Source organism: uncultured Mobiluncus sp., assembly GCF_947087965.1.
Taxonomy (GTDB): Bacteria; Actinomycetota; Actinomycetes; order Actinomycetales; family Actinomycetaceae; genus Mobiluncus.
The window spans coordinates 205,067-231,509 of sequence record NZ_CAMUES010000002.1 but is presented as its reverse complement, the minus strand read 5'-3'; the positions used below and the strand labels follow the sequence as shown (position 1 = coordinate 231,509).

Annotated in this window: 26 protein-coding genes and 1 pseudogene; 20 read left to right on the top strand and 7 right to left on the bottom strand. The window is 55.2% G+C overall.

Translation table 11 applies throughout. The annotated features are described in order from the left end of the window. The first annotated feature begins 25 nt into the window (after positions 1 to 25). From ruvX to Q0V70_RS03050, 3 genes are read left to right on the top strand one after another with little or no spacing between them, the layout of a single operon-like run. Complete coding sequence (gene ruvX, locus Q0V70_RS03060) at positions 26 to 487, top strand: Holliday junction resolvase RuvX (protein ID WP_297588243.1); 462 nt, start codon at positions 26 to 28, stop codon at positions 485 to 487. A gap of 21 nt (positions 488 to 508) precedes the next feature. Next, positions 509 to 1,957, top strand: coding sequence for an endolytic transglycosylase MltG (gene mltG, locus Q0V70_RS03055; RefSeq protein ID WP_297588241.1), 1,449 nt, complete (start codon positions 509 to 511; stop codon positions 1,955 to 1,957). 6 nt (positions 1,958 to 1,963) lie between these two features. Then, on the top strand, positions 1,964 to 2,809 hold the full coding sequence (locus Q0V70_RS03050; protein WP_297588239.1) for a shikimate dehydrogenase: 846 nt from the start codon (positions 1,964 to 1,966) through the stop codon (positions 2,807 to 2,809). Between the two features lie 29 nt (positions 2,810 to 2,838). On the opposite strand, the gene Q0V70_RS03045 is transcribed toward Q0V70_RS03050, so the two are convergent. The 6 genes from Q0V70_RS03045 to Q0V70_RS03020 all read right to left on the bottom strand — a co-directional run bounded on the left by Q0V70_RS03045 (position 2,839) and on the right by Q0V70_RS03020 (position 9,326). After that, positions 2,839 to 3,504, bottom strand: a complete 666-nt coding sequence (locus tag Q0V70_RS03045; protein ID WP_297588237.1) for a hypothetical protein — start codon at positions 3,502 to 3,504, stop codon at positions 2,839 to 2,841. A gap of 16 nt (positions 3,505 to 3,520) precedes the next feature. Beyond that, on the bottom strand, positions 3,521 to 4,606 hold the full coding sequence (locus Q0V70_RS03040) for a LacI family DNA-binding transcriptional regulator (RefSeq protein WP_295026781.1): 1,086 nt from the start codon (positions 4,604 to 4,606) through the stop codon (positions 3,521 to 3,523). A 26-nt stretch (positions 4,607 to 4,632) separates the two neighbouring features. Continuing rightward, positions 4,633 to 6,144: a 4-alpha-glucanotransferase gene (malQ, locus tag Q0V70_RS03035; protein WP_297588235.1), complete on the bottom strand. Its 1,512-nt coding sequence runs from the start codon at positions 6,142 to 6,144 to the stop codon at positions 4,633 to 4,635. Positions 6,145 to 6,146: 2 nt separating this feature from the next. Next, complete coding sequence (locus Q0V70_RS03030) at positions 6,147 to 7,055, bottom strand: carbohydrate ABC transporter permease (RefSeq protein ID WP_297588233.1); 909 nt, start codon at positions 7,053 to 7,055, stop codon at positions 6,147 to 6,149. Further along, on the bottom strand, positions 7,052 to 7,897 hold the full coding sequence (locus Q0V70_RS03025) for a carbohydrate ABC transporter permease (protein WP_282921610.1): 846 nt from the start codon (positions 7,895 to 7,897) through the stop codon (positions 7,052 to 7,054). The genes Q0V70_RS03030 and Q0V70_RS03025 overlap by 4 nt, the downstream gene beginning before the upstream one ends. Before the next feature lie 94 nt (positions 7,898 to 7,991). Continuing rightward, a complete protein-coding gene (locus Q0V70_RS03020) occupies positions 7,992 to 9,326 on the bottom strand; it encodes an ABC transporter substrate-binding protein (RefSeq protein WP_295026779.1) in 1,335 nt (444 codons plus the stop codon). Positions 9,327 to 9,648: 322 nt separating this feature from the next. On the opposite strand from Q0V70_RS03020, the gene Q0V70_RS03015 reads away from it, so the two are divergent. From Q0V70_RS03015 to nusB, 6 genes are all read left to right on the top strand, one after another. Beyond that, positions 9,649 to 10,332, top strand: a complete 684-nt coding sequence (locus Q0V70_RS03015) for a prepilin peptidase (RefSeq protein ID WP_297588231.1) — start codon at positions 9,649 to 9,651, stop codon at positions 10,330 to 10,332. Between the two features lie 39 nt (positions 10,333 to 10,371). Continuing rightward, positions 10,372 to 11,649 (top strand): chorismate synthase, encoded by a 1,278-nt coding sequence (gene aroC / locus Q0V70_RS03010; RefSeq protein WP_297588229.1) that lies wholly within the window; start codon positions 10,372 to 10,374, stop codon positions 11,647 to 11,649. After that, positions 11,646 to 13,256 (top strand): 3-dehydroquinate synthase, encoded by a 1,611-nt coding sequence (aroB, locus tag Q0V70_RS03005; RefSeq protein WP_297588227.1) that lies wholly within the window; start codon positions 11,646 to 11,648, stop codon positions 13,254 to 13,256. Before aroC ends, aroB begins: the two co-directional genes overlap by 4 nt. Next, the gene (locus Q0V70_RS03000; RefSeq protein WP_297588225.1) at positions 13,253 to 13,699 is read left to right on the top strand and encodes a hypothetical protein; all 447 of its coding nucleotides are present in this window, start codon (positions 13,253 to 13,255) and stop codon (positions 13,697 to 13,699) included. Before aroB ends, Q0V70_RS03000 begins: the two co-directional genes overlap by 4 nt. Positions 13,700 to 13,769: 70 nt before the next feature. Next, entirely contained in the window at positions 13,770 to 14,333 is a 564-nt protein-coding gene (efp, locus tag Q0V70_RS02995) for an elongation factor P (protein ID WP_295026769.1), read from the top strand. Between the two features lie 70 nt (positions 14,334 to 14,403). Then, positions 14,404 to 14,979, top strand: coding sequence for a transcription antitermination factor NusB (gene nusB / locus Q0V70_RS02990; RefSeq protein WP_297588223.1), 576 nt, complete (start codon positions 14,404 to 14,406; stop codon positions 14,977 to 14,979). Between the two features lie 9 nt (positions 14,980 to 14,988). On the opposite strand, the gene Q0V70_RS02985 is transcribed toward nusB, so the two are convergent. Beyond that, positions 14,989 to 15,210: a hypothetical protein gene (locus tag Q0V70_RS02985; protein ID WP_297588220.1), complete on the bottom strand. Its 222-nt coding sequence runs from the start codon at positions 15,208 to 15,210 to the stop codon at positions 14,989 to 14,991. A 173-nt stretch (positions 15,211 to 15,383) separates the two neighbouring features. On the opposite strand from Q0V70_RS02985, the gene pyrR reads away from it, so the two are divergent. From pyrR to Q0V70_RS02930, 11 genes and pseudogenes are all read left to right on the top strand, one after another. After that, positions 15,384 to 15,953 carry a bifunctional pyr operon transcriptional regulator/uracil phosphoribosyltransferase PyrR gene (gene pyrR, locus Q0V70_RS02980; RefSeq protein WP_282922657.1) on the top strand — a complete coding sequence of 190 codons (570 nt, stop codon included), beginning with the start codon at positions 15,384 to 15,386 and terminating at the stop codon, positions 15,951 to 15,953. A 5-nt stretch (positions 15,954 to 15,958) separates the two neighbouring features. Beyond that, positions 15,959 to 16,927 carry an aspartate carbamoyltransferase catalytic subunit gene (locus Q0V70_RS02975; protein WP_297588216.1) on the top strand — a complete coding sequence of 323 codons (969 nt, stop codon included), beginning with the start codon at positions 15,959 to 15,961 and terminating at the stop codon, positions 16,925 to 16,927. Further along, positions 16,924 to 18,234, top strand: a complete 1,311-nt coding sequence (locus tag Q0V70_RS02970) for a dihydroorotase (RefSeq protein WP_297588214.1) — start codon at positions 16,924 to 16,926, stop codon at positions 18,232 to 18,234. Before Q0V70_RS02975 ends, Q0V70_RS02970 begins: the two co-directional genes overlap by 4 nt. A 70-nt stretch (positions 18,235 to 18,304) precedes the next feature. Continuing rightward, on the top strand, positions 18,305 to 19,510 hold the full coding sequence (carA, locus tag Q0V70_RS02965; protein ID WP_297588610.1) for a glutamine-hydrolyzing carbamoyl-phosphate synthase small subunit: 1,206 nt from the start codon (positions 18,305 to 18,307) through the stop codon (positions 19,508 to 19,510). Further along, positions 19,510 to 22,839 (top strand): carbamoyl-phosphate synthase large subunit, encoded by a 3,330-nt coding sequence (gene carB / locus Q0V70_RS02960; RefSeq protein WP_297588212.1) that lies wholly within the window; start codon positions 19,510 to 19,512, stop codon positions 22,837 to 22,839. Before carA ends, carB begins: the two co-directional genes overlap by 1 nt. Positions 22,840 to 22,908: 69 nt before the next feature. Beyond that, entirely contained in the window at positions 22,909 to 23,799 is an 891-nt protein-coding gene (gene pyrF, locus Q0V70_RS02955; RefSeq protein ID WP_297588210.1) for an orotidine-5'-phosphate decarboxylase, read from the top strand. An 85-nt stretch (positions 23,800 to 23,884) separates the two neighbouring features. Further along, a complete protein-coding gene (gene mihF, locus Q0V70_RS02950; protein ID WP_295026758.1) occupies positions 23,885 to 24,196 on the top strand; it encodes an integration host factor, actinobacterial type in 312 nt (103 codons plus the stop codon). Next, positions 24,196 to 24,768 (top strand): guanylate kinase, encoded by a 573-nt coding sequence (gene gmk / locus Q0V70_RS02945; protein WP_297588208.1) that lies wholly within the window; start codon positions 24,196 to 24,198, stop codon positions 24,766 to 24,768. Before mihF ends, gmk begins: the two co-directional genes overlap by 1 nt. Positions 24,769 to 24,816: 48 nt before the next feature. After that, a pseudogene (rpoZ, locus tag Q0V70_RS02940) lies at positions 24,817 to 25,071 on the top strand (DNA-directed RNA polymerase subunit omega); the annotation flags it as partial. Between the two features lie 100 nt (positions 25,072 to 25,171). Further along, positions 25,172 to 25,759, top strand: coding sequence for a flavoprotein (locus Q0V70_RS02935; RefSeq protein ID WP_297588203.1), 588 nt, complete (start codon positions 25,172 to 25,174; stop codon positions 25,757 to 25,759). 18 nt (positions 25,760 to 25,777) lie between these two features. After that, positions 25,778 to 26,437 carry a phosphopantothenoylcysteine decarboxylase gene (locus tag Q0V70_RS02930; protein WP_297588200.1) on the top strand — a complete coding sequence of 220 codons (660 nt, stop codon included), beginning with the start codon at positions 25,778 to 25,780 and terminating at the stop codon, positions 26,435 to 26,437. Positions 26,438 to 26,443: the final 6 nt, after the last annotated feature.

The window sequence follows — 26,443 nt, the reverse complement described above, 5'->3', positions numbered from 1 at the left end:
ACACCGATAGGGGATAACGCACAGGATGGTCGCCGGAAACTTTCTCGCCATAGACGTGGGTAAGGCGCGCGTGGGTGTCGCCCGCTCGGTAGCGGGGACGTCCCTGGCGTTGCCAGTGGAAACCTTGCAGGTTAGGCCGGACGGTTCTGAGCTGGACGAACTGGTGGACATTATTACGGAAAGTGACCCACAGGCCGTATTCGTGGGTTTACCGAAATTGATGAGCGGCAAAGAGGGCGAGGCTGCCCGGATGGCGCGGTCTTACGCCCGACGTCTGGTCAGACGGCTTGACACACTGCCGGTCCATCTCATTGATGAACGTTTGAGCTCGGCTGACGCCCACTCCAAATTGCGCGAGGCCGGGGTTAGTTCCCGTCGGCAAAAGGAGATGGTTGACCAACTCGCCGCTGTGACCATCCTTACTCGAGCTTTAGAAACTTTGACTCAAACAGGGAACTTACCTGGCGAGTTGGTTATCATTGAGTAAACCACGTAACGAGGGAAGTACATGTCAGACACTGAAGATTTAGCATCGATGGGACCGCGACGCCGACGCCGGTATTTAGCGCAGCACGGTCAAGCCGCGTTGCCCCAGAGTGACTCGCCAGCCCCCTCGAACCCGGAACTTCCGCCCCAGGTGGCACCCTCTCAGTCCTCCAATCCCGCGTCCGAGCCGACGCCACGCACACTTCCCAGCCGCCGCAATCACCAAGAGGAACTCGACGACCCGTCTTTTCCCCGCGTGACCTCAGGAGTACCCCAGGCCGCGGACACAACCGTGGAATCTCTCCTACAAGAGACGCAGGTTGCCCCCGCTGAGCAACCGGAAGTCACCCCGAGCGAACACCATCGGCGTGATAAACGGTCTCGTATTCGGCGCCGTAAGACCATGCGGAATCGCACGTTTGTCGTCCTGGCGATTGTGGTCGCGTTGCTGGTGGTGGCCATTGTTTTTGGCGCAATCATTTTCAATCGTTGGCTCAGCGCCAAGGGCGCCGACTACGAAGGCAGCGGCACCGGTCAGGTGATGGTAACAGTTCCCGAGGGCGCTCTGGGCTCAGACATCGGCAATATTCTGGCTAAGGCCCAGGTCGTAGCATCCTCGCAGGCGTTCTTTAACGCGTGCCGGGACCAGGAAGCGGCCTGCTCGGCGATTCAGCCCGGAACTTATGCGATGGCCAAACATATGTCTGCCGTCAATGCTTTGTCCATCTTGATTGATAAAGCGAACCGGGTTGACGATCAGATTACGATTGGTCCGGGTCTGACAAAGTGGCAGGTCAAAGAGCAACTCGTGACGACTGCCGGTTTCAGTGACGCTGATGTGGAAGCAGCTTTTGCCAACGCACCGGGACTGCCCAAAGTTGCCGGTGGAAACATCGAAGGGTGGCTAGCTCCCGGAACTTACCTGGTGGGACCTGGTCAGGACGCGACCGAGACAGTGCGCCAGATGGTAGCCGCCAATGTCAAGCGACTGCGGGACGCGGGGATTCCGCAGGCCCAGTGGGAGACGTTCCTGACCAAGGCATCTATTGTCCAGCGTGAGGGTAGCGACCTGCAAAAACAGGACTATGCGAAGATTGCTCGAGTGCTGGAAAACCGGATGGACGCCAGCAAGGAAACCGTCGGATTTTTGAATATGGACTCCACGGTTATCTACGGCTTGGGCGAAGCCTCGAAGTCACGCAAAATTCCGACCGCCGCCGAGGTTGCTGACGCTTCTAATCCGTACAATACTTACCGCCACAAGGGGCTGCCTCCCGGGCCTATCGGTGTCGTGGGCCAGGACGCTTTTGACGGCACCCATAACCCGCCGCCGGGGGACTGGCTTTACTTCACCACGGTGGATTTGAACACTGGTGAGACTCGTTTCAGCGCGACCATGGCGGAACAAAAAGCCAACGTGGAGCTGTTGAAGCAGTTCTGCAAGGATCACCCCGATATTTGTAAAGGATAGCGGGCCGTGCCGTACTGTCTGGTTGTGGGGGATCCGATTGCGCATTCCTTGTCTCCCGTAATTCATCTGGCTGCGTATCGTGAGCTGGGTCTGAACTGGGATTTTCGCTGCCAGCGCGTTCGGTCGGGAACGCTCAAAGCGTTTCTTCTGGCCGCGGCAGATTCTCAGTTGCGCGGCTTGGCGGTAACCATGCCTTTGAAACCCGAGGCGCTACAGACTGCCACTTTTGCAGACGGCTTGGCCAAGGTCACCGGGGCGGTGAATACGCTGGTCCCCGCCGCGGGAGGAGATTGGACCGGATTTAATACTGATGTCCGGGGTATCGTCGAGGCTTTCCGCCAAGGTGGCGCGACGAATCTGCCGTCCGGGGGCAGCGGGGTTATCTTCGGTTCGGGTTCTACAGCGGCTTCGGCCTTGGCAGCTTTCACCGAGTTGGGACTTACAGAGCTGACGGTCATCTCCCGAACTACTGCCCAAACGGGCGCGGCTTTCCAGGCGGCACAACGGATGGGCTTGAGCGTCCGAGTAGTGGCGTGGCACCAGGTCGAGGCCGTTAACCGGGCACTGCGCGCGGCACAGCTGGTGATGGGCACTGTTCCCGCCCCGACCCAAGATGCTCTGCCCCTGTTACAGCTGCAGATTAGTTCCCACGCAATTTTCCTTGACGCGGCATATGCGCCGTGGCCAACCCCGATTGTCAGTTGTGTACAGGGGTGCGGAGCGCAGGTCATTCCCGGATGGGAAATGCTGCTGCACCAAGGTGTCGCCCAGGTAAAGCTGTTTACGGGACAGGAAGTCAGTGCCGAAATTTTGCGTCCCGCTTTGCTGAGGAATTTGCCCAATCGGCACTGAAACTGGACAGTGGGGGCGAAGCCAGACATTTAGGACGTAAACGGCCGTGTTGGGGCGCCGGGTTCTGTACAAAAATCGCCTAGAGGCTGGTGAATCAGCAAAACTATGAGATAAACACCAAAAGATACGCCAAAACAGATTAGCCAAGTCGCTACTTGCCAAAAAAAACTGGGAAAAATCATCATTATGAGGGCTGGCACGGTGATTACAGCGATACAGACGACGGTACGACCCAAATAGTGAAAAGAGAGCAACAAGCAGGTACGTAGGTAATCAAGAATCTCAGCTGAGGCAATTTTCCTTTTCACCAACATCGGCCAAATCCACACATTTACGCTCAATACAAGGAATACCGCGAGGCAAAGCAACGCCCCCCACAGGAGCTTGAATACCCCAGACTTGAGGCTACCTAGGGCATAAAATTCCCAAATCACCAAGGCAAAAAACAGTAAGTCAACGAACCATAGCAACGTAGCTATCAACCAATTTTGCCTGATTGCTGTCCATACTGAGCGAAAACTTGCGGTGTTGTTTTCAATGAGGGATAAGTTGATGGCAAACAGCATCAACCATGCCCAGCCACCGGTGAGGATTAAGCCTAGACCCAGCATGGCTGCCAAGTTAGACAAAAATACCGTGATGATGAAAGCTAGAACCTGGTTCAGGCGAGAATCTGGCGCGAACGGGTTTGCCATGAAAGACTATGCCTCACTATCTGTTCTCTCTAATATCAGAAAGCTGCGCAGGGGCAGCGGTAGTACCTTTCGGTAACAGGTGACCGGGTACGATGATATGTCGGGGCTGCTCTCCATTGAGCTGAGAGAATAATAAATCGCAGGTGATTTCGGCAATTTCATCAGCCGGTTGATTAACAGTCGTGAGAGCTGGATAGACGTAGGAACCCAAGGGAATTCCATCAAAACCGACAATCGAAATATCTCGAGGAATACATAGATTCATATCTCTGGCTGCTTGCATTGCTCCGATTGCCAGCACATCGGCAATGGCAAAAATGGCAGTGACATCAGGGCATTCTTGCAGCAGGTCACGGGTCATTCGATAACCATTTTCAAACGAATAGGGGGAATCTTCGGAGTTGTCAAAAGACCGCACCCATTGGGGATGTGGTTCTATTCCGTGTTTGCGTAAGGCGTCGAAGTATCCAGCCAGACGGAGAGAACCTACGGAATTATCCAGAGAATCTGAACCAATGATGCCTATCTGACGGTGTCCTAGTTGATAGAGATAATCGACTACGCGACCGGCTTCTCCATAGTCGTCAATGGCAACCGAAGCGTAACGTTCACGATGCGCGCTGTCTTTCATGCTGACCGTAGAAACCACGAAAGGAACCGAAAGTTTCTCTAAATCATCCACGCGATGTTGGAAATGCGCACCCAAGAAAATGACGCCGAGAGCGGAATCTTCATCGACTGTTTGAATGGCGTCTCTCAGCTCATCCGACCAGTGTGGAACCGAGACGATGTTGACTTGATAGTCGTGGCTGCGGATAGCCCTCTCTAACTGATCTAAAATTCGTGCAAACAGGGGATTCTCTAAACCCTTGATGACAACTGCTATCGAGCGGTTTGAGTTGAGTTTTAAAAACCGCGCGTGACGATTGGGCTGGTATCCCAAAGTGGCAGCGGTTTCTTCAATACGTTTACGTGTCTGTGCAGAGACCCCCTCTTGACCATTGAGAGCTCGGGAGACAGTGGCTATACCGACCCCGGCTGCCCGGGCAACGTCTTTGATATTTGCAACTTGGTGTTTATCCGGGTATTCCGCAGGTAACATGGCTCCCATTCTATTAGAGATGATGGTCAGTGCTGGGTATGATGCGTACCCGGAGCACGTCCAGAGATGGCAGTAAGCTGTGCAATTTCATCCCATGGATAGGCATTCCAGTCAGATTGCGACAATCGCCACCCCCAGTTGCCCTGCATTTGCCCCGGAGTGTTTATACGTGCCGAGCTGTCCAGCCCCAAGTAGTCCGCAGCGGGGATAATGCAGGTATCCGCCACGGAGGTCATTGCCCGGGCTATGAAGCACTGGGGCATGTCCTCAATTGCGGTGTGTGAAGCTCCGCAATAGATCCTGGCTAGTTCTTGATCTTCTGGGGCGAGACTGGCAAACCAGCCTTGCAGCGTGTCGTTATCGTGAGTTCCTGTATAAACAACCGAATTTTTCGGAATTTCATGAGGCCAATAATCTGCAGGTTCGCGGCTGTCGAAGGCAAACTGAATGAGTTGGATGCCTGGTTGACCCGTCGCGTTGCGCAGGTCTTCGACTGCAGGAGTCAAATAGCCGAGATCCTCAAGCACCAATGGTAGCGTGCCCAATTGCTTTTCTAAGGCTGTGAAAAAGTCAATGCCCGGTCCAGGTTCCCAAGTTCCCGCCACCGCACTGGTCGCGTCAGCAGGAATGGCAAAGTATGACTCGAGACCGCGGAAATGGTCGATTCGCAGGATATCTACGCGTTGTAGCTGGCGACCGACGCGTTCCTTCCACCAGGAAAAATCGGAGCGTTGGTGCGCTGGCCAGTCGTAAAGTGGGTTTCCCCAAATTTGACCGGTAGCAGAGAAACCATCCGGAGGTACTCCCGCCACTTTTTCGGGATAAAAGTCGGAACCCAGTTGGAACAGTTGCGGATTAGCCCAGGTATCTGCGGAATCGAGAGAGACGTATATGGGTATATCACCCAGAATTTTGATTCCTTTACCGGTTGCGTAGTCGTGTAGTTCATTCCACTGGGTTTCAAAGACCCACTGGCAAAATTCGTGGAATTCGATTTCTTCACGCAGATCTGCGGTGACTCGAGCCAAAGCTTGTGGTTCACGATGACTTAACTCTTTGGGCCATTCCTGCCACGGCTTGTGCTTGAATTCATGACTGAGTGCCAGGAACAGGGCATAATCTCGAACCCAGGGATTGCTGGCGCGAAATTGTTCAAATGAATCGCGTGAAACATGTGCACAAAACGTAGCGTAAGCATAGCGCAGTGCCTGGTGTTTTGATTGGCTGACTGCCTCATAATCAATGTAGGGGGATTGAGCCTCCCAATCCAATCCTTGCAATTGGGAGGCTTCAATCCACCCCCTTTTCATCAAATTGTCTAAATCAATGAAGAGGGGATTTCCGGCTTGGGCTGATTGACTTGAATAAGGCGAGCCGCCATATCCCGGGGGGCAGAGGGGCAAAATTTGCCAGATACTTTGATTCGCTTGAGCTAAAGCATCTATAAATTGATAGGCAAAACTGCCCAATGAGCCCATCCCGTAGGGACCGGGTAGGGAGAACACCGGTAGCAAGATACCAGCTTGCCTCTTTCGCATGGTTAGCCCTTCACCGCCCCTGCCACAACACCTTCGATGATGTACTTCTGTGAGAATAGATAGAAAACCACGATGGGAATGATTGCCAAGACGAGCATAGCCATCATTGCTCCCATGTCGTTGGAACCGTGGGAACCAACTAGCTGTTGTACTACTACGGGAATAGTCTTGTAGGGAGTGGACAGACCGATGACCAGGTATGGTAACAGGTAGTCATTCCATACCCACATGGTCATCAGAATCGATACTGTTATCGTTACGGGTTTCAACATTGGCAGAACCACTAAAAAGTAATTTCGCAGAGGTCCGCATCCATCAATCATGGCAGCCTCTTCAACATCTACGGGAATACCTTTGATGAATCCAGAAAAAATGAATACTGAAAGACCTGCACCGAATCCCAGGTACAACAAAATCATGCCCAGGGGATTAGCTAAACCTAATGAATCAGCGATTTTCACGGTTGGGAACATGACCATCTGAAATGGAACCACCATAGAAAAAACCAGTACCAAATAAATCAGATTGGTCCACCACGTTTTCACCCGCGTGATGTAATAAGCGGTCATGGCTGCAAAGAATACGATGATGATTACGGAAAAAACCGTGATAAAAGCTGACCAGCCGAATGCTGAAAAGAAGCCGGTGGCTGCTAGCCCTTGCACATAGTTAGTAACTCCCGCGAAGTATTGTCCAACGGGAAATGCAAAGGGTGCGTCGGAAATAAAGAAACGTCCCTTAAAGGAGTTCATGAGTATGAACAATAACGGACCGATAAAAATGACTGTGAGAAGCGTCAGGAAAAGATAGGTGATGATTTTACCGACAGTTACGCCGCCTGAGTGAGCGGTGTTCATCGTGGCCTGGTTAGTGTGGTTGCCGGGCGCAGAAGTCAGAACAGGAATGCTCATGATTCAACCTCCTTTGAGCGGGTGATGCGTAGTTGTAAGAATGCGATTAAAGAAACAATGAGGAAGAAAATGACAGCTTTGGCTTGACCAACGCCCTCGAAGCCGACCTTGCCGAAGAAGGTGTTGACGATGTTTAGAGCAGCCATTTCTGTTTGTTTCAATGGGGCGCCGTTGGTTAACGCCAAGTTTTGGTCAAACAATTTGAATGAGTTACTCAGAGTTAAGAACGTACAAATTGTGATGGAAGGCATAATCATCGGTAACGTTACGTGCCGGATTACCTGCCAACGACTGGCACCATCAATTTGCGCAGCTTCGACTAAATCTGGAGGAACTGATTGCAAGCCGGCAATATAAATGACCATCATATAGCCAACCTGCTGCCAGTTTAACAGGAGTATTAAACCAAACAGGCCAAGTCGTGCATCGGAGACAAGAGTAGTATCAAAGTTCCGCAGTACTGCATTGATGATGGTTTGCCAAGTATATCCCAAAACGATACCACCGATGAGGTTCGGCATAAAAAATACAGTGCGGAAAAAGTTGGTTCCTTTGAGCTTGCGAGTCAACAGATAGGCGATAGATAAGGCAAACACGTTGACAGTAATGATTGCTATAGCCGTGACTAATACTGTGAACCCCAGAGCGTGGACAAATCCCTGACGTTCACTAAAGGCTTTGATGTAATTTTCAACTCCGTTGAAAGTAGCGTTAGTTACCGTGGTGAACTTGCTGAAGGAAAGGTAAATGCCAATAAAGAATGGCGCCAAAAAAGCGATTGTAAATGCGAGCAGAGTGGGACCGGTAAATACTAAACCCCATCGTTTAAGACTTTGTTCCATGGTTTTCTCTTTTTAAGATTGTGTATTTGTAGCATCGGTGAGGGGCGAACATGCCCAGGTTAGAAGCGTTCGCCCCTCACCGGAATATGACTATTTAGGATTGCTTCTCAGCAGCCCAGCCAGTCTTGAACATTTCGACTACCTCATCCCACTTCATCTGACCGGCAGCATATTGGGACAGCGCTTGGCCAAAGTCATCCTTAAAGGTTTGGCTCGGGAACGTAGTAAATACCCACGGGATGGTCTTAAGTTCACTGTTGGACATGTAAGAAACAACTTCCTTTGCCAACGGATCAGCAGGCTGTTCGGTTTCGCTAAAGGTGCTGAACGGGGGAATGAAGCCAAGCTCGTCAACCATGTATTTCTTGCCAGCATCGGAAGAAATCAACCAATTCACGAAGTCTATGGAGGCCTTTTGATCAGCAGGTGAGGCTTGGGAGTTAATTGAGAAGAAGTTCTCAGTACCGATGTTCAAGCCCTGAGTTTCCTCTCCGGATTTGCCGGTATAGATGGGGAGCATCTTAACGTCTTCAGCCTTAACCGTGTTCCCGGCGACTTCGGAAATCTGACCATATGCCCAGTTACCATTTTGCACCATTGCGGCTTTACCCAGAGCGAATTCTGCCATTGAGTCAGTTACGGCTTTGGAGCTCGCTAAAGTCGGCGCAATTGTGGAGTTGTTCAGATAAAGGTCAAAGATGTTCTTGTACTCCTTGTTGTACTTGAATTCCAACTCATCCATGTCCTCGGTGTCATTGTCCTGGTATTCAAAGTAAACAGGTAAATCCGCCAAGTGAGTCTGCCAACGCCAATCTTCACCGGGTTTCAGCGAAGTGGAGGCAAATACCCCATCAATTCCCAAGTCCGCCTTTTTAGCTTGCATGTCTTCTACCAGGGTCTTCAGGGTGTCGAAATTCTTTACTTCCTCCATCGAGGTGACCTTGGCACCGGGCAGACCAAAATACTTGTTCAAGATTGATTGGTTGTAGATGATGCCGTAGCCTTCTACCACATAGGGAACGCCGTAAATCTTGCCGTCTTCGCCGACTGCCATCGACTTATCCAAAAGATTGTTGTAGAAATCTGTGGAAGAGAGGTCTGCAGTGTAGTCTTTCCACGATTGCATACCAATCGGACCGTTGATCTGGAACAGGGTCGGGGCTTCTTTCTTGGTCACCTCTGCCTTAAGAGTTTGTTCATAGGTGCCGGATGCTGCTGTGACGACCTTTACCGGAACGCCAGTCTCATCGGTGTAGGCCTTGGCAATTTTTTGCCAAGTTTCGTCTTGCTCAGGTTTAAAGCTGAGGTAATAAACTTTACCCTTACCGTCATCGGCGGCGGTGTTATCAGATCCACCGCAAGCGCTCAGGGTCAGGGTCAAAGCGGTTGCCGACAATAAGGCGGCGATTTTTGTGAATTTACTTGCCATTTTTTCTCCTAGCGTCCGCTCCGCAGCACCGGTGCTGGGGAGTCGTTACGGAAACGTTTCCGTATAGATAAAGACTACACTTCACTGTGATAGAAAACAAGTATTTGAGAAAAGAATTTTTTAAGATTCGCCTGTTTGGTCGCACGAGTCCTTGATGCTTCGATAGTGTGGGCGCTACGGGCGCCCGCCAGCGCTCTATGTACAATTTTTGAGAAAACAGCACCATCTTCACGCTTTACCCAGCTAAAATAGAAGCAATTTACAGCTGTTGATCAGCAAAAATGTAGGCAATGATTAAGCTTTTGCGCAAGGAGGGGGAGGGATGCTCTGGCATGTCCTGGCGTGGATTTTCAGCGGAATTTGGGGTTACGCGGTGGGCACACTCACGACCAAAATTCTGCGCCAGCGTAACATCGAATTGCCGGACCTGTTCTACCTACCCTTTTCGTTGTGCCTCACCTTGGTTACAATTTTCCTCAATGTAACCCAGTGGTTCATCCTCAACTATTTTTCACACGGTTCGTGCTTCACCCATTTCCTTGTCACCTTGCCGGTTTACCTGGGGACCGCCCCATTTTGTGCGCTGTTATTAACTGATGCCCGCTTTCGACTGTTGCCCAATCGGTTGCTGGGACTAGGAGCTGCGATGCTGTTGCCCGTACTGAGTATCGTCGCCCTGATGCTGCGTAGACCCGAAGCGCTGGCGCGGGTTTGGGTTTTAGGGCTAGCCATGGGCCTGGTTCTAGCTCTCGCCACGTATTTCGGTTTAGGGATGGGTGATGTCAAACTCGCAGCGCTGCTCAGTGCGTGGATAGGTCTTTATAACTGGTTCGCGCCCCTAACGATGCTGCTACTGGCCTCATTTTTGGGTGGCGTATTTGCCCTAATCCAGGTCATCCGCAAGAAACTTGATTTAGACAAAGACATTGCTTTCGGCCCGTGGCTCATTACGGGCGCCTACATTACGTGGGTGGTGTATCTGCCTTCGATATTAGTCGGTATCTAGCTGCTTTCCCACCGTCCAGACTGAGGTATCCGGTTCGGGATGCGTGGCGAAATGTGGCAAGATGAACTCATGTTGGAATGTGTCACTGCCGGGGAATCACACGGCGCCGCCCTGATAGCAGTACTCAGCGGACTGCCCGCAGGGATAAAAATCACCACCAATACCTTGACCAAAGCCCTCGCGCAGCGACGGAAGGGTTACGGCAGGGGAACGCGCCAAAACTTTGAGCAAGACGCGGTGACCATCCTTTCGGGGCTACGTCACGGGAAAACCCTGGGCTCCCCGGTCGCGGTTGAAATCAAGAACACAGAATGGCCCAAGTGGCAAACGGTCATGAGTCCCGACCCGGTGTCTCGTCAGGCGTTACTGCGCGACGCGGGGCGAGGTGACGAGCGCGAATTAGCGCGGAATCTGCAGCTTACGAAGCCGCGGCCGGGACATGCCGACTTTGCCGGCATGATGAAGTACGGTTTCACTGATGCTCGTAACGTGTTGGAGCGTTCTTCCGCTCGGGAAACGGCCGCCAGAGTGGCTTTGGGGGCTTTCGCACAAGCGTTGTTGGATCAGGTCGCGGGGATTCGTTTAGTGTCTCACGTTACGTCCGTTGGTTCAGTTTCCATTCCACTGGACGCGCCAGTGCCGCGGCCAGAAGATGCGGATTATCTCGATAGCGACCCGGTGCGCTGCCTCGATGCGCATACGGCTGAACAGATGGTGCAGGCTATCGACCACGCGCAGCATACGGGCGACACGTTGGGGGGAGTGGTGCAGGTCATCGCCTACGGGGTGCCTATCGGTTTAGGCTCTCACGTGAGCCGTGACCGCAGGTTGGACGCGCGTCTGGCCGCCGCCCTAGTCTCTATTCAAGCCGTAAAAGGGGTGGAAATCGGCGCGGCTTTCCTGCAAGCCTCCCTGCCGGGCAGCGAAGCCCACGACCCGCTCTACCGCGCTGATCAGCCAGCCGACGCAAACACGGGCTTGGGAACGATAGCGCGACCGACTAACCTGGCGGGCGGCATCGAAGGCGGGATGTCCAACGGCAATCCCATCGTGGTTTCCGCAGCCGTGAAACCTATCTCTACCGTGCCTCACGCCCTGCCGACCCTGGATCTGGCTGATGGAAGCGTGGCGACTGGGCTGCACCAGCGTTCGGACACGACCGCGGTGGTGCCGGCAGCCGTCATCGCCCAGGCCGAGGTCGCGCTGGTGCTGGCAGACGCTTTACTGGAAAAAACGGGCGGGGACTCGGTGGCGGAATGCTCGCGAAACTTGTGGGCCTACCTGGATGAGGTTACACAAAGGACGACTTTTTCATGACACGCAAAATCGTTCTGATGGGATTGCCCACTTCCGGAAAATCGAAAACTGCCGGGATTTTGGCCCAAATTTTGCACACCACCTGGCTTGACACTGACCTGGAAATCGAGCGGCGTTTCAGCCAATCCGTTCCCTGGATTTTTAAAGAACTCGGAGAAGAAGGCTTTCGCGCTCTCGAATATGCGGTCGTTCGGAATGCGTTACAAGGCTCAGCCCGGATTGTTTCTCTGGGGGGTGGCGCCCCGACATACGCTCCGACCCGCGAGTTGCTGAGCGAACACACCGTTTACTACCTGAAAGCGGACCCGGACTTCCTGGTGAACCGGCAAATCCAACGTTCCGAGCGCTCTGGCCAGAAAAAGGATGCCCAAGTCCGTCCCTTGCTGGCAGGTGACCTGCGGGAAAGGATGCATGAGCTGTATCGGGAGCGAAAAGACATCTATGAGAGTACGGCCACGGTCATTATTGACGCACAGAGCAAACGCAGCGAAATGGCTGGGGCAATCATCGCTCATGAAGAACGCCTGGCTGACTGCATCTGGGTATCCACCCCCGGCGAACCCTATGCCGTCAGCTTCGGGCAAGACTTGAACGCCCAGGTTGCGGCCTTGATGAAGGCGCACACAAACAAAGTCTTGGTGATCAGTGCGCCCCCGGTGGCGTCGGCGGCGAACAATTTGGCGCAGCACTTGGAATCGCTGGGCAAACAAACCACGGTGAAAGTCTTGCCTGACGGAGAAGCCGCGAAACAGCTCTCGGTGCTTTCCGAGGTGTGGGAGGCGGCGGCCAGCGCGGGTCTGGAACGCCGTGATGCGATTGTCGCTCTCGGTGGGGGAGCTACCACCGATTTGGGCGGTTTTGCAGCGGCGACCTGGCTGCGCGGCGTGGACCTCATTACGGTACCGACGACCCTGTTGGCGATGGTTGATGCCGCTGTCGGAGGCAAGACCGGCATTGATTGGAGTACCGGGAAAAACTTGGTGGGGGCGTTTTATCCTCCTCTCGGGGTGGCAGTGGATTTCACGACTTTGCGGACCCTGTCGCCAGGCCACCTGCGAGAGGGGCTGGCAGAGGCTCTGAAGTGCGGGTTTATCCGCGACCAACAGATTTTAGACATTGCCCAGGACCATGCGTCGGCGCTGTTGGACCCGGATTCCCCTCAGCTTCGCGACATCATTCGCCGCGCCGTGAAGGTGAAAGCCGACGTTGTTTCCACCGATTTGTATGAATCGGGTCAGCGGGAGTACCTGAACTACGGACATACTCTGGCCCACGCCATAGAAAGGGTGGAGGACTACCGTTTTCCCCACGGCTTAGCGGTTTCTATTGGGATGGTCTATGCCGCAAACCTCGCCGCGGTGCTGGGGATCGGTCCCCAAGACTTGGTGGTGCGGCTGCGCAATCAGCTGGATGCGGTCGGCCTACCCACCACCTATACCGCCCACACTTTTGCGGAACTGTTACCTATCATGTTTAGCGATAAAAAAGTGCGCGGCGGGCAATTGCGGTTTGTCCTGCTGGAGGATTGGGGCAAACCCGTGGTCACTGCCGTGGCTGATTCTGAGGCTCTGACAAAAGCCGCCGAAATGACGGGAATTGCCCTGTGAGCTCACGTTGTTCGCTGGCTTTAGTATCCCTGCCGGGAGCCCGTTTGCAAGAGTTAGCCCAGTCTATTTCATCTGACATCGGCCTGCCCGTGGCTTCTGATTCAGGACTTGATGCTTGGTCGTCGCAAAGCGCACCCGCCATTTTTGTGCTGCCCTCTGGTGTGCTCGAGAGTGGTTCATCAGCCCTGGTAGGGAACTTTCGACAGGCTGGAAACCCGGTATTTTTCCTAGATTTGCCGTGGGAGGAATCATGGCAGGCCATGAACCCGGAAAAACTCAGCGACCCGAACGGCCTGCCTTGGCGTGCCACCTATCGCCGTTTGGCCCAAAAACGCCGTGAGGAACTAATAGCACACAGTGACTACACGGTGTCAACCGAGGGAACCTTGACCGAACTGGCGCAGCGACTGTTGAAAGTTATCGCTGAAAACGGCTGCAGTTAGCCAACGGCCCGCTTTTTCGGTAAACTGTTTGAGCTGATTTGCTAACTGTTAAAACTGTGAAGGATGAAACGTGGCAACGACTAATGATTTGAAAAACGGCTTGGTAATGAAGATTGACAACCAGTTGTGGCAGGTTGTCGAATTTCAACATGTGAAGCCCGGCAAGGGGCCGGCTTTTGTGCGCACCAAGATAAAAAACATCCTTTCTGGCAAAATCGTCGACCGCACCTTTAACGCGGGACTAAAGATTGAAACCGCTACTGTGGATCGCCGCGACATGACCTACTCATACAACGACGGCACCGATTATGTGTTTATGGACGAAAAGACTTTTGAAATGGTTAGTGTCACTCCCGAAATTGTTGGGGACGCCGCACACTTCCTGCTGGAAAACCAGAAATGCATTTTGGCTTTCAATGAAGGCAACGTTTTGTTCATCGAACTGCCGGCCTCCGTCGTCTTAGAGATTTCGCACACGGAACCGGGCTTGCAGGGCGATCGCTCCAATGCGGGTACTAAGCCGGCAACCCTGGAGACTGGCTATGACATTCAAGTGCCGCTGTTCCTGAATATCGGCGACAAAGTGAAGGTTGATACCCGCTCCGGCGAATACATTTCGCGGGTTACCGATTAATACTGCAGTGGACGCGAGTCGGGGCGCAGGCTTCCGGCTCGCGTTACGCATTTTGTGAGGGGACGAGATAGTGGGACATAAATTGCCGCGGCGCACGCGGGAGCGGGTTAGAGCCGTAGATGTGCTTTATGAGGCACATGTTCGGGGTTGGGATACTCCCGAAGGCATTTTTTCCCTGGCCCAGATTCGTCAGGACGAGACGACCGCCCAGACCCCGCTTCCGGACTATGCCATCGAAATTTTGGAAGGTGTGGCTCAGCATTTAGAGCGGATTGATGCGGCTTTGGCGACATATTCAAAAGCGTGGCCTTTGCATCGGATGCCTGAGGTCGACCTGGCTATTATGCGGGTTGCGACCTGGGAGATTCTGTTCAATCCCGATGTGGAAGGAGCCGTTGCCATCACCGCCGCTATGCAAATCGCGGAGGAACGTTCTACTGACGAGTCGCCGAAGTTTATCAACGGTTTGCTGGGTGCTATCAACGATATGAAAGACGCGTTGTGTAAAACCGAGGGTGAGCAAGCCTTGAGCGGTGAAGCGAGTGCCAAGCTGGAATCTTCGATGCCGCAAAGTTTCGACACCGCCGCAAAAACAGCAGCGGCAGGCGGTGTCTTGGAACAGATTGACTTAGACACCCTGGAATAGCGTCCGCGGTTAGTCGCGGTTCATCATTTCGCGCAGGATATCCGCGGATTTTTCTGAGTTGTCCAGAGTTTCGTTGATGGTCTGGGCTTTCTTTTGCGCTTTTGCCCACTTTTGGAAACGAGCCGCGGCCTCGGGAGAGTTATCGGGTTGCGTGACCTCATCCTGGTTCAGCTCCGGCGTGTCCTCGTTGCCAAAGAGAAGCTGCATTAATAGCTCGCGTTTTTCATCCATGACCCTATTATCGGCGATTTTTCCCCGGAGTTTAGCTCGAAAACGCCCGTGTTCAGAAATTGCCTCAGCACCTGGAGGAATTCAACATTTTCGACCCAATTTTCGAAGGCGCGGACGCGGGATTCGGTAGAGCGGGAAAAAACGTGTAATATTGAGCCGCAATAAAACCTTTAATTTCGCCCTGTGAGGCAGAAAGGAAAAATATGGAAAAAACAGTGTTGGGCAGTGCTGACATTGCCCGTTCGCTGAAACGACTGGCCTTCGAGATAATGGAGAAAAACCAAGGTCTTGAAGATGTCGTTCTGTTAGGAATCCCCACCCGTGGCGTTGAGTTAGCCAATCGGTTGGGGACTTTTTTAAAGGAAAATAATCCCGATACAGATGTTCCGATTGGCACCCTGGACATCACCCTGTACCGCGATGATCTTTCCCGTCAACCGATACGAGTACCCAAACCAACCGTGATGCCCCAAACCGGCATTGACGGCAAAACGGTCATCCTCGTCGACGACGTGCTCTATTCCGGACGCACGATTCGGGCTGCGCTCGATGCGTTGAACGATCACGGCCGACCTGCCCAAGTGCAGCTAGCCGTGCTGGTAGACCGCGGTCACCGGGAACTTCCGATTCGTGCAGACTACATCGGCAAGAATCTGCCCACGTCACGGACGGAACAAATACTCGTAAAACTTCAAGACAGTGACGGCGAAGACGCCGTGATTATTGCAGACGGGAAGGAATAAAAATCATGCGACATTTACTCTCTGCGGCTGATTTGAGCCACGAAGATGTCCTGAAAATTTTGGATACTGCCGAAGCCATGGCGATGACCCAGGCTCAAAAGGTGAAAAAACTGCCGACCTTGCGCGGCAAAACCGTGGTCAACCTCTTTTTTGAGAACTCCACCCGAACCCGGATTTCTTTCGAAACCGCGGCCAAGCGCCTCAGCGCGGACGTCATCAACTTTTCCGCGAAAGGTTCCTCGGTAGCGAAAGGCGAATCCCTGAAAGATACGGCTTTGACCCTGCAGGCCATGCGGGTTGACGGCATCGTTATCCGCCATTCCTCCTCCGGAGCGGCCTACCGTTTGGCCAATGCCGGCTGGTCTGACGTGCCCGTGCTCAACGCTGGGGACGGCGAACATCAACACCCCACTCAGGCTCTGCTCGATGCGATGACCCTGCGCCGGCACTATCTGGGCTTGAGCGGCGGCGACCTCGCTGGTAAAGACCTCAACGGCGCTAATGTCGTCATTGTGGGCGATATCTTGCACTCTCGCGTAGCCCGTTCCAACGTGGACCTGATGTCAACTTTGGGTGCTCACGTGACCCTGGTCGGTCCGCCAACCCTGATGCCTGTCGGGGTGGAAGATTGGAAGTGCGATGTGTCCTACGACTTGGATGCGGCTCTGGCCACCAATCCCGACGCGGTCATGATGTTGCGGGTGCAGCGCGAGCGTATGAGTTCTGCCGGCGGGGGCTACTTCCCGTCCGTGGTCGAGTATCACCGGGCTTACGGTTTGAACAACACCCGTTTCGCTAACCTGCCCGAACGTACGGTTATCATGCACCCCGGTCCGATGAACCGCGGGGTGGAAATCTGCGCCCAAGCCGCAGATTCCGCAAAGTCTGTCATTGTTGAACAAGTTGGAAACGGCGTGAGTGTCCGTATGGCTGCCCTTTATCTTTTGCTCGCGCCGGAAGGAGGCCTGCTGTGAAGGAATATTTGATTAAGAACGTGACCCTGCCGAACGGTGAGGGGGCTGACATTGCTGTCAAGGACGGCATTTTTGCGGGTGTAGGCGCCAATGCGGCGGATGCTGTTTCTGCTGGCGCTACCACCATTGATGGCAACGGCTTGGTGGCTTTGCCCGGCCTGGTCGATATGCACACTCACCTACGCGAACCTGGCGGCGAGGACGCGGAAACAGTCGCTTCCGGCACGCTTTCGGCGGCTTACGGCGGTTACACCTGCGTTCACGCTATGGCTAACACCACTCCTGTCCAGGACAACGCCGGTATCGTCGAGCAAGTCGTGCACTTGGGGAACTTGGCGGGTTGGGTACAGGTGTGCCCGGTCGGTGCCGTTTCCGCCGGTCTGCAAGGGGAACATCTGGCGGACTTGGGGTCCATGAACCGTTCAGACGCGCACGTTACGGTGTTTTCTGATGATGGAAAATGCGTTTCCGACCCGGTGTTGATGCGCCGCGCTCTGGAATACGTAAAGACCTTTGACGGTGTGGTCGCTCAGCACGCTCAAGACCCGCGTCTGACTGAAAATGCACAGATGAATGAGTCTCCGCTGTCAGCTGTAATGGGTATGCCCGGATGGCCGGCGGTCGCGGAAGAAGCCATTATCTTGCGAGATATTCAGTTGGCTTCTCACGTGGGTTCACGAGTCCACATCTGTCACGTATCCACCGCGGGCTCGGTCGATATTGTGCGGTGGGCCAAGAGCCGCGGCATTGCCGTGACTGCCGAAGCCACCCCGCACCACATCCTGCTGACCGAGGAAATGGCTCAGACCTACGACCCGCGCTACAAGGTCAACCCGCCGCTGCGTACTGCTGCGGACACCGAAGCCTTGGTGGCCGGCCTGATGGACGGCACCATCGACTGTATCGGCACCGACCACGCGCCCCATCCTTTAGAGGAAAAGGACTGCGAGTGGCAAGCCGGGGCTTTCGGCATGATTGGTTTGGAAACCGCCCTGCCGGTAGTTCAGAAAGTCATGGTCGATACTGGCAAGTTCACGTGGGAGGACGTGGCACGAGTCATGTCCACCGCGCCGGCGCACATCGGGCGGGTCAAGGAACAAGGTCAGGGCATCGTCACCGGCAAACCGGCGAACCTGACCTTGTGGGATCCCTCCACGCGCCGCACCATTGACCTGGACTCGCAACATTCCCTGTCCACCAATACCCCCTACCTGGGCATGGAACTGCCCGGTCAGGCGCGGTACACCATGTGGAAGGGCGAGTTCACGATTATGGACGCCACGGCTATCCCGCTCGATCAGCGCTGAGAACCGAACCATGACGGAAATGCTCTGTCAAAGCACTAATCCGCAAGGTAATGCCCACCCCGCGCTCCCGATGGATCGGGCGGACGCGGTGCTGGTTCTCGAGGACGGTTTTGCCGTGACGGGCAAGGCGTTCGGAGCCAGCGGGCGAACCTTGGGTGAAGTCGTGTTTTCCACTGGAATGACCGGCTATCAAGAATCCCTCACGGATCCTTCCTATCATCGTCAAATCTTGGTCATGACCGCACCGCATATCGGCAACACCGGCATGAACGCGACCGACCCGGAATCTAACCAGATTTGGGTGGCGGGTTATGTGGTGCGCGATCCGGCTCGCCGAGCCTCGAACTGGCGGGCCGAAAGTGACCTGGAAGATGAGCTGGTGCATCACGGCATCGTGGGAATCAGTGATGTGGATACGCGAGCCTTGACTTTGCATATTCGTCAAGCCGGTGCCCTGCGGGGAGGCATTTTTTCGGGCGACGCCCTGCCGGTCGGCGCCGAAAACTTGGAACCCCACGCGGTAGCGGCTTTACGATCCATCATTCAAGACTCCCCGCAGATGACGGGGGCGGCGCTCAGCGCCGAAGTCTCTACCAAAACCCCCTACGTGATTGCTCCCACCGGTGAATTCGCCGGTGGGAGCCCACGGGCGGTGTTGGCGGCATTGGACTTGGGGGTCAAGTCTCGCACTCCGGAAATTTTGGCTTCCCTAGGCGTGGAAGTTCACGTGTTTCCCGCGGACTCGACCCTGAAAGACCTACAGTCCATCAACCCCGACGGGGTATTTTTCTCAAACGGACCCGGCGACCCCAGCGCGGCCACCCATGAAATTGAGCTGCTACGCGAGGTACTGGACGCGGGACTGCCGTATTTCGGAATCTGTTTCGGCAATCAGCTGCTGGGCCGCGCCCTAGGCTACGGAACTTACAAGCTCGTTTACGGCCACCGGGGAGTGAACCAACCCGTACTGGACCGATGCACCGGCAAAGTCGAAATCACCGCCCACAACCACGGTTTTGCGGTAGACATGCCGCTGGGAGAAGCCTCGGTAACGCCCTTTTGCAACGGGAAATACGGCCGAGCGGAAGTTACCCACATCGGACTGAACGACAATGTCGTAGAAGGACTGAGGTGCCTGGACATCCCAGCCTTTTCCGTGCAATATCACCCCGAAGCTGCCGCCGGTCCGCACGATGCCTCACACCTATTCAACGACTTTTTACAGATGATGTTGCAACACCGCTGTGAAAAACCCACCGGGAAGGCGGATGCCTGATGCCGCTGCGTCAAGATTTACATTCTGTTATGGTCATCGGCTCCGGGCCGATTGTCATCGGTCAAGCGGCCGAATTTGACTATTCGGGCACGCAAGCCTGTCGAGTGCTGCGTAATGAGGGCTTGAAAGTTATCTTGGTCAACTCCAACCCCGCCACGATTATGACCGACCCGGAGGTTGCCGATTGCACCTATATCGAACCGATTACCACCGAATTTTTGGAATCGATTATCGCTAAGGAACGCCCCGATGCGTTGCTGCCCACTCTGGGCGGGCAAACGGCCTTGAACGCAGCGATTAACTTGAGTGAAGCCGGGATTCTAGACAAATACCAGGTCGAACTCATCGGCGCTAATGCCGCGGCCATCAACGCGGGCGAGGACCGGGAAGAATTTAAGAAAGTCGTGGAACGCTGCGGTGCGGAAGTGGCCCGGTCTTTTATTGCTCATTCCCTAGAGGAGATCAACGCCGCGGTCGCGCAGCTCGGTTTTCCGGTCGTGGTGCGCCCGTCCTTTACTATGGGGGGCTTGGGCTCCGGGATTGCCTATAATCAACAGGATTTGGAACGGATTGCCGCGGCGGGTCTGGCCGATTCGCTGACGAACGAAGTTCTGTTGGAAGAAGCCATCATCGGGTGGAAAGAATATGAACTCGAACTGATGCGAGACCGCGCCGATAACGTCGTGGTTGTGTGTTCTATCGAGAACCTGGACCCGGTTGGGGTGCATACGGGGGATTCCATCACGGTGGCGCCCGCCATGACTTTGACCGATCGGGAAATGCAGCGGCTGCGCGATATCGGGATTGCCGTCATTCGCGAGGTCGGTGTGGACACGGGCGGGTGCAATATCCAGTTCGCCGTCCACCCCCAGACCGGTCGGATTATCGTCATTGAAATGAATCCGCGGGTGTCGCGTTCTTCAGCTCTGGCATCGAAAGCGACGGGGTTTCCGATTGCAAAAATCGCCGCGCGGCTGGCGGTGGGTTACACCCTGGACGAGATTCCCAACGATATTACGCTGTCCACCCCGGCGTCCTTCGAGCCCACCTTGGATTATGTGGTGGTGAAAGCCCCGCGGTTTGCTTTTGAAAAGTTCCCCGCGGCCGACCCGACACTGACCACCACCATGAAATCGGTGGGCGAAGCGATGGCTATCGGCAGAAACTTTACCGAGGCCCTGCAAAAGGTGCTGCGCTCCTTGGACAAGCGCGGGTCCAGTTTTGACTTTGTCCAGCCCGCTCCCAGCCCGGAGCAAACCGCGCAGCTGCTGGAACAAATCACTACCCCCACGGAGCGACGCTTGACCCAGGTGATGCAGGCAATCCGTGGGGGAGCGTCGGCTGCGGACATCTATGCTGCGACCAAAATAGACCCGTGGTTCATCGACCAACTGTTTATCCTCCGCGAGGTGGCCGAGCGTCTGCGGGAAGCTCCCGCTTTGCAGCCTCAGCTACTGCGCGAAGCGAAACGCCACGGATTCTCAGACCTGCAAATTGCCCAGATTAGGGGCATCTCAGAAGACACCGTGCGGGAAGTTCGCGACGCTTTTGGACTGCACCCGGTGTACAAGAAAGTTGACACCTGCGCCGGGGAATTTGCCGCGAACACCCCTTATCATTATTCATCCTACGACCTCAGCACCGAGGTACAGCCGCGTGAGAAACCGGCAGTCATCATCTTGGGTTCCGGACCGAATCGAATCGGGCAGGGTATCGAATTCGACTACTCTTGCGTGCACGCTGCCCTGACGCTGAAAGACGACTACGACACGATTATGGTCAACTGTAACCCCGAGACCGTGTCGACCGACTATGACATCGCCTCGCGGCTCTACTTTGAACCCTTGACCTTTGAAGACGTCTATGAGGTGTACCGGGCGGAACTGGCTTGCGGTCCGGTAACTGGGATGATTGTCCAGCTGGGGGGCCAAACCCCGCTGTCCCTGGCGCGGCGCCTCACCGATGCCGGAGTGCCGATTCTGGGCACCCAAGCACGCGCGATTGACCTAGCCGAGGATCGGCAAGAGTTTGAACGGGTCTATACCGCTGCCGGGGTGGCTGCCCCCGCTCATGGCACCGCCACCACGAACGCCGGAGCGCGAGACATCGCCGCCGAGATTGGGTTCCCCCTGCTGGCGCGCCCTTCCTATGTGCTGGGGGGACGCGGCATGGAAATTATCTTTAACGCCGACCATTTTGAGGATTACCTAAGTCGATTGGGGCCGGACTCGGCCGGAGTCGGTGCCGGACCGCTGCTCATTGACCGTTTCATGGACGATGCCATCGAAATCGACGTGGACGCGCTCTATGACGGTCACGAGCTGTACCTGGCTGGCGTGATGGAGCACATCGAAGAGGCGGGCATTCACTCCGGCGACTCGGCTTGCGTGCTGCCCCCAGCCACGCTCTCGGGCACGATAATTAACCAGATACGTGCCGCGACCGAATCCATTGCCCAAGGCGTGGGCACTGTCGGGCTCATTAACATTCAGTTCGCGCTGGCGGCCGGGGTGCTCAACATTATTGAAGCAAACCCCAGAGCGTCCCGTACCGTTCCGTTCGTGGCGAAAGCGACCGGGGTTCCCCTCGCGAAGGCAGCCGCCAAAGTCATGACCGGCACCACCATTGCCCAGTTGCGACAGCGCGGGATACTGCCCGTTGTGGACTTTGCCCAGTGGAGTAAGTTTCCCGACATCGCCGTCAAAGAAGTGGTCCTTCCCTTCAAACGTTTCCGCACCTTTAGCGGCACGATGGTCGATACGATTCTGGGACCGGAAATGCGTTCGACCGGCGAGGCGATGGGCTTGGGTGTGAATCTGCCGATGGCCTATGCCAAGTCGGAGCTGGCTACGGTGGGAGCGCTGCCCAAACCGGGCAAGACTATCGTGGTGACAGTGTCTGACCGGGATAAACGCCACATTATTCTGCCGTGTTCGCGCCTCCACCAGCTAGGTTACAAGCTGGTGGCTACCGAGGGGACGGCTTCGGTCTTGGAACGCAATGGGATTCCGGTCACCCGGGTGGAAAAGGATCGGCAACTCACCGACGGGTCAGCCGACACGGCCTTCAGCTCTTTCGTGAAATCTGCGGAAGTCGGCATGGTCGTCAACACTCCGGAACGCGGCAAGGGGACTCGCGAAGCGGGATACCGGATTCGTACCGCGGCCGCTACCGCCAACAAGGTCATCATCACGACTATGCGCACTCTCCAGGTAGCTGTCCAGGTGATGGATTTCCTCAGCCAGGGGCAGACCTTCACAGTGCGGTCTTTGCAGGAACGACAAATTGAGATGGAAAAGTCCGGTACTCGGATGCCCGGTAAGGCATAAAATGGCTTTTCAGTGAGCTCGGATTTCTGGTCCGAGCCAGTTCCTGATGCCACTTGAGAAAGGGAAGCTATGAGCGCTGCGCCAGAATCTAATCCTGTCGAACCGTTCGGAAAACGCTGCCTCGAAACGATTGCGGACCGGGGTCCTCTCTGCGTGGGGATAGATCCTCACCCGGAACTACTGGAGGCCTGGGGCTTGCCGCGCAGCGGGGCTGGCGTATGGGATTTTTCCATGCGCGTGCTGGATGCTTTGGGAGATTCGTGTGGATTCTTTAAGCCGCAATCGGCGCTGTTCGAGGAATATGGTGCTTCCGGCATTTCCGCGCTCACCGCGACTTTGCGGGCAATTCATGACGTTGGCGCAATCAGCATTGCGGATGTGAAGCGAGGCGACATCGGTTCCACCATGAGCGCCTACGCGAGGGCGTACCTGTCAGAAGGGCCGTTGGAGGCTGACGCGATGACGCTGAGCCCGTTCCTGGGATTCGAGTCCCTGCGCCCTGCACTTGACCTGGCAAAACAGAACGGCAAGGGGACGTTCGTACTGGCGTTAACCTCAAACCCGGAGTCCGCCTCAATCCAATCAGCGATGATTATGAATGAGGGTGGAACACCTGAGAAGTCCCTGGCTGCCGATATTATGCAACGTGCGGGTGAGGAAAATCGTCAGGCGGCACAAGCGGGATACTGGGGTCACGTGGGTTTGGTCGTGGGAGCCACCGTCGGGGAGCGGATGAGCGGCTTGGAGTCTCTGCTGGATGCCGCGAATGCGCCGCTGCTGGTACCCGGTTTTGGCGCTCAGGGCGGAAACCCAGAAAGTATCGCCAAAGTCTTTGGGAAAGCCGCAGACCGGATTATTGTTTCGAGTTCTCGCGGGATTTTGCGCCGCGGTCCTGAGGCGGGTGCGCTACAAGCCGCCTTTGAAGAAAATTTAGATTCCCTTAAATCCCTCATTTCGTGAAGCAATCCTGTATAGAATGCTCACTAGGGTTGGTCGTTGACCAATTCACGTCCATTAAGAAGACAGAAAAACAGGAGTATAGCAAATGGCACTTCCTCCACTTACCGCTGAACAGCGCGCGGAAGCCTTGAAAAAGGCTGCGGCGGCGCGTAAACATCGCGCTGAAGTCAAAGCTGATTTAAAGAACCGCAAAAAGACGCTGTCGCAAGTTTTGAAGGCTGCCGAAAAGGACGAAGCCCTAGCAAAGATGAAAGTTCAGTCTTTGCTGGAGTCGCTTCCTCGCGTCGGCGCTAAGACCGCCGCTTTGGCGATGGAAGAAATCGGGATTTCTCCGGCTCGCCGTATCCGCGGTCTTGGTCCCCACCAGACCGCTGAACTCATCAAGCGTTTCGGCTGATGGTGACCGCCGGCGCTGCTGCCGGGCTGTTCATACTTAGCGGACCCACTGCTGTTGGAAAGGGAACGGTGGTGGGTTCTCTCTGTGCGAATTTTCCGGGAGAATTTTATCTGTCCATTTCTGCCACCACTCGAGATCCTCGACCGGGGGAAGTTGATGGGCAGTCCTATATTTTCATGACGAAACCCCAGTTCGAACAGCTCATCGAATCCGGGGGACTGTTGGAGTGGGCACAGGTTCACGGCAAAAATTACTACGGTACCCCAGCCACCCCGGTCGATGAGGCTTTACGTCAGGGCAAACCAGTTCTGTTGGAAATCGACTTGGCGGGAGCCCGGCAAGTGAAAGCTTTACGTCCGGATGCACACACCGTTTTCCTCAAGCCCCCGTCATGGGAGGAACTGGTGCACCGCTTGCAAGGCCGCGGTACGGAATCTCCGGAAGAGCAGCGCCTGCGCTTGGACACGGCGCGCACCGAGTTGGCTGCCGCTGAGGAATTTGACGAAATCGTGGTCAATGACGAAGTGCCTAACGCTACCGAGCAACTGGCTAAAATTATGGGTTTGCGCTAGTATAGCTGGGCTGAAGAAACCAAAAATCACTATTGAGGGGGATTTTTTATGACCGGAACCGTCGCTCACCCCGAAGGTATCACCGACCCGCCTATTGACGATCTGCTGGAAAACGTTGATTCTAAGTACGCCCTGGTGGCTTTCGCGGCGGCTCGCGCACGCCAGATTAACACCTATAACCAGCAGCTGGAAGCGGGTCTGTTGGACACTATCGGCCCGCTGGTTGATCACGGTCCGCGGGAAAAGCCCCTGTCTATCGCCATGCATGAAATCGCGCAGGGCATGTTAGATATGCAGTTGAAAGGCGATGAGCCAGAAGACGAGGCTCCCGAGGAGGACACCTCGGAATCGGTAAATCCGCTGGAAGCCTTGGCGGCCTCTTTCTCCGAAGGCCTGGCGAAAGATGACAACGCCTGAACTTGCCGCCCCCCGCGGTCCAGAGAAAACCGTCATCTTGGGGGTGGGCGCCTCCGTGGCCGCGTTTAAAGCCATTGAGGTGCTGCGCAGTCTCATCGCTGCCGGGGTCAACGTGTGGGTTTGTCCCACGGTTGATTCGCTCAATTTTGTAGGGAAGGCGACCTGGGAATCCCTGAGTAATCACCCGATTCATACGGACGTGTTCCAGACCCCTGACTTCATTACCCACGTCACCCTAGCCAGCAAAGCTGACCTGTTCTTAACGGTGGGAGCTTCCGCCGATTTGATGGCGCGTTTCCGCATGGGTCTGGCTGACGAGTTCCTCACCCTAGTTGCAATCACGGTTGACTGCCCGCGTCTCATAGCCCCATCGATGCACCCTACAATGTGGGAAAACGCGGCGACCCAGGACAACGTGGCGGTGCTGCGTGAACGGGGCTGGCGCTTTATCGGTCCCGAAACCGGCAAACTGGCCGACAACTCCCATGGCATCGGACGTCTCAGCCAACCAGACGTCATTTGTGATGCGGTTTTGGCGCAGCTCGCTCTGAGTGCCCCCGGTTCTATCGATTAGTTTTCACAAGGCCGACCCATGAGTTTTCGTTCCGTAGTGGTTTCCGCAGGGGGGACCCGCGAGCCTTGGGACGAGGTGCGTTATTTAGGGAATCGTTCTACCGGACGCCAGGGCTGCGAGGTGGCTCGGGCAGCTCTAAAGACTGGAGCCGAGGTCACATTAGTGGTCGCCAACGTGGAAGCAGCTCTGATTCCTCGCGGGGTGAAGGTTGTGCAGGCCCCTACCGCGGAGGATATGCTGTACCAAATGAACGCCGCCGCCGCGGGGGCAGACCTGATAGTCATGTGCGCTGCCGTAGCGGACTTCCGCCCCATCCGTGTTTCGGGCAAGATAACCCGCCACGCCGACACTATACCCACCTTGCAGTTGGAACGCACCCCCGACGTCCTGATGAATCTCATAAAGCACCGCCGCGAGGGCCAGACCATTGTCGGCTTTGGGGCGTTGACCGGCAGCGAGGCGCAGGTGCGGGAACAAGGCCGCAAGAAAGCCCTGGACAAAGGCGCCGATCTGCTGTGTGTGAATCGAGTCGGGGACGGCCACGGCTTCGCAGCCTCGAGGAACACCTTGTTCTTTTTCGATTCCCAAGGTAACGAACGAGGTCAAGCCAGCGGCACGAAACTCGAGGTAGCCGAGGTCTTGCTCCAACTAGCTGGAGAAATCTCACAAAGCCACTAGAATTCT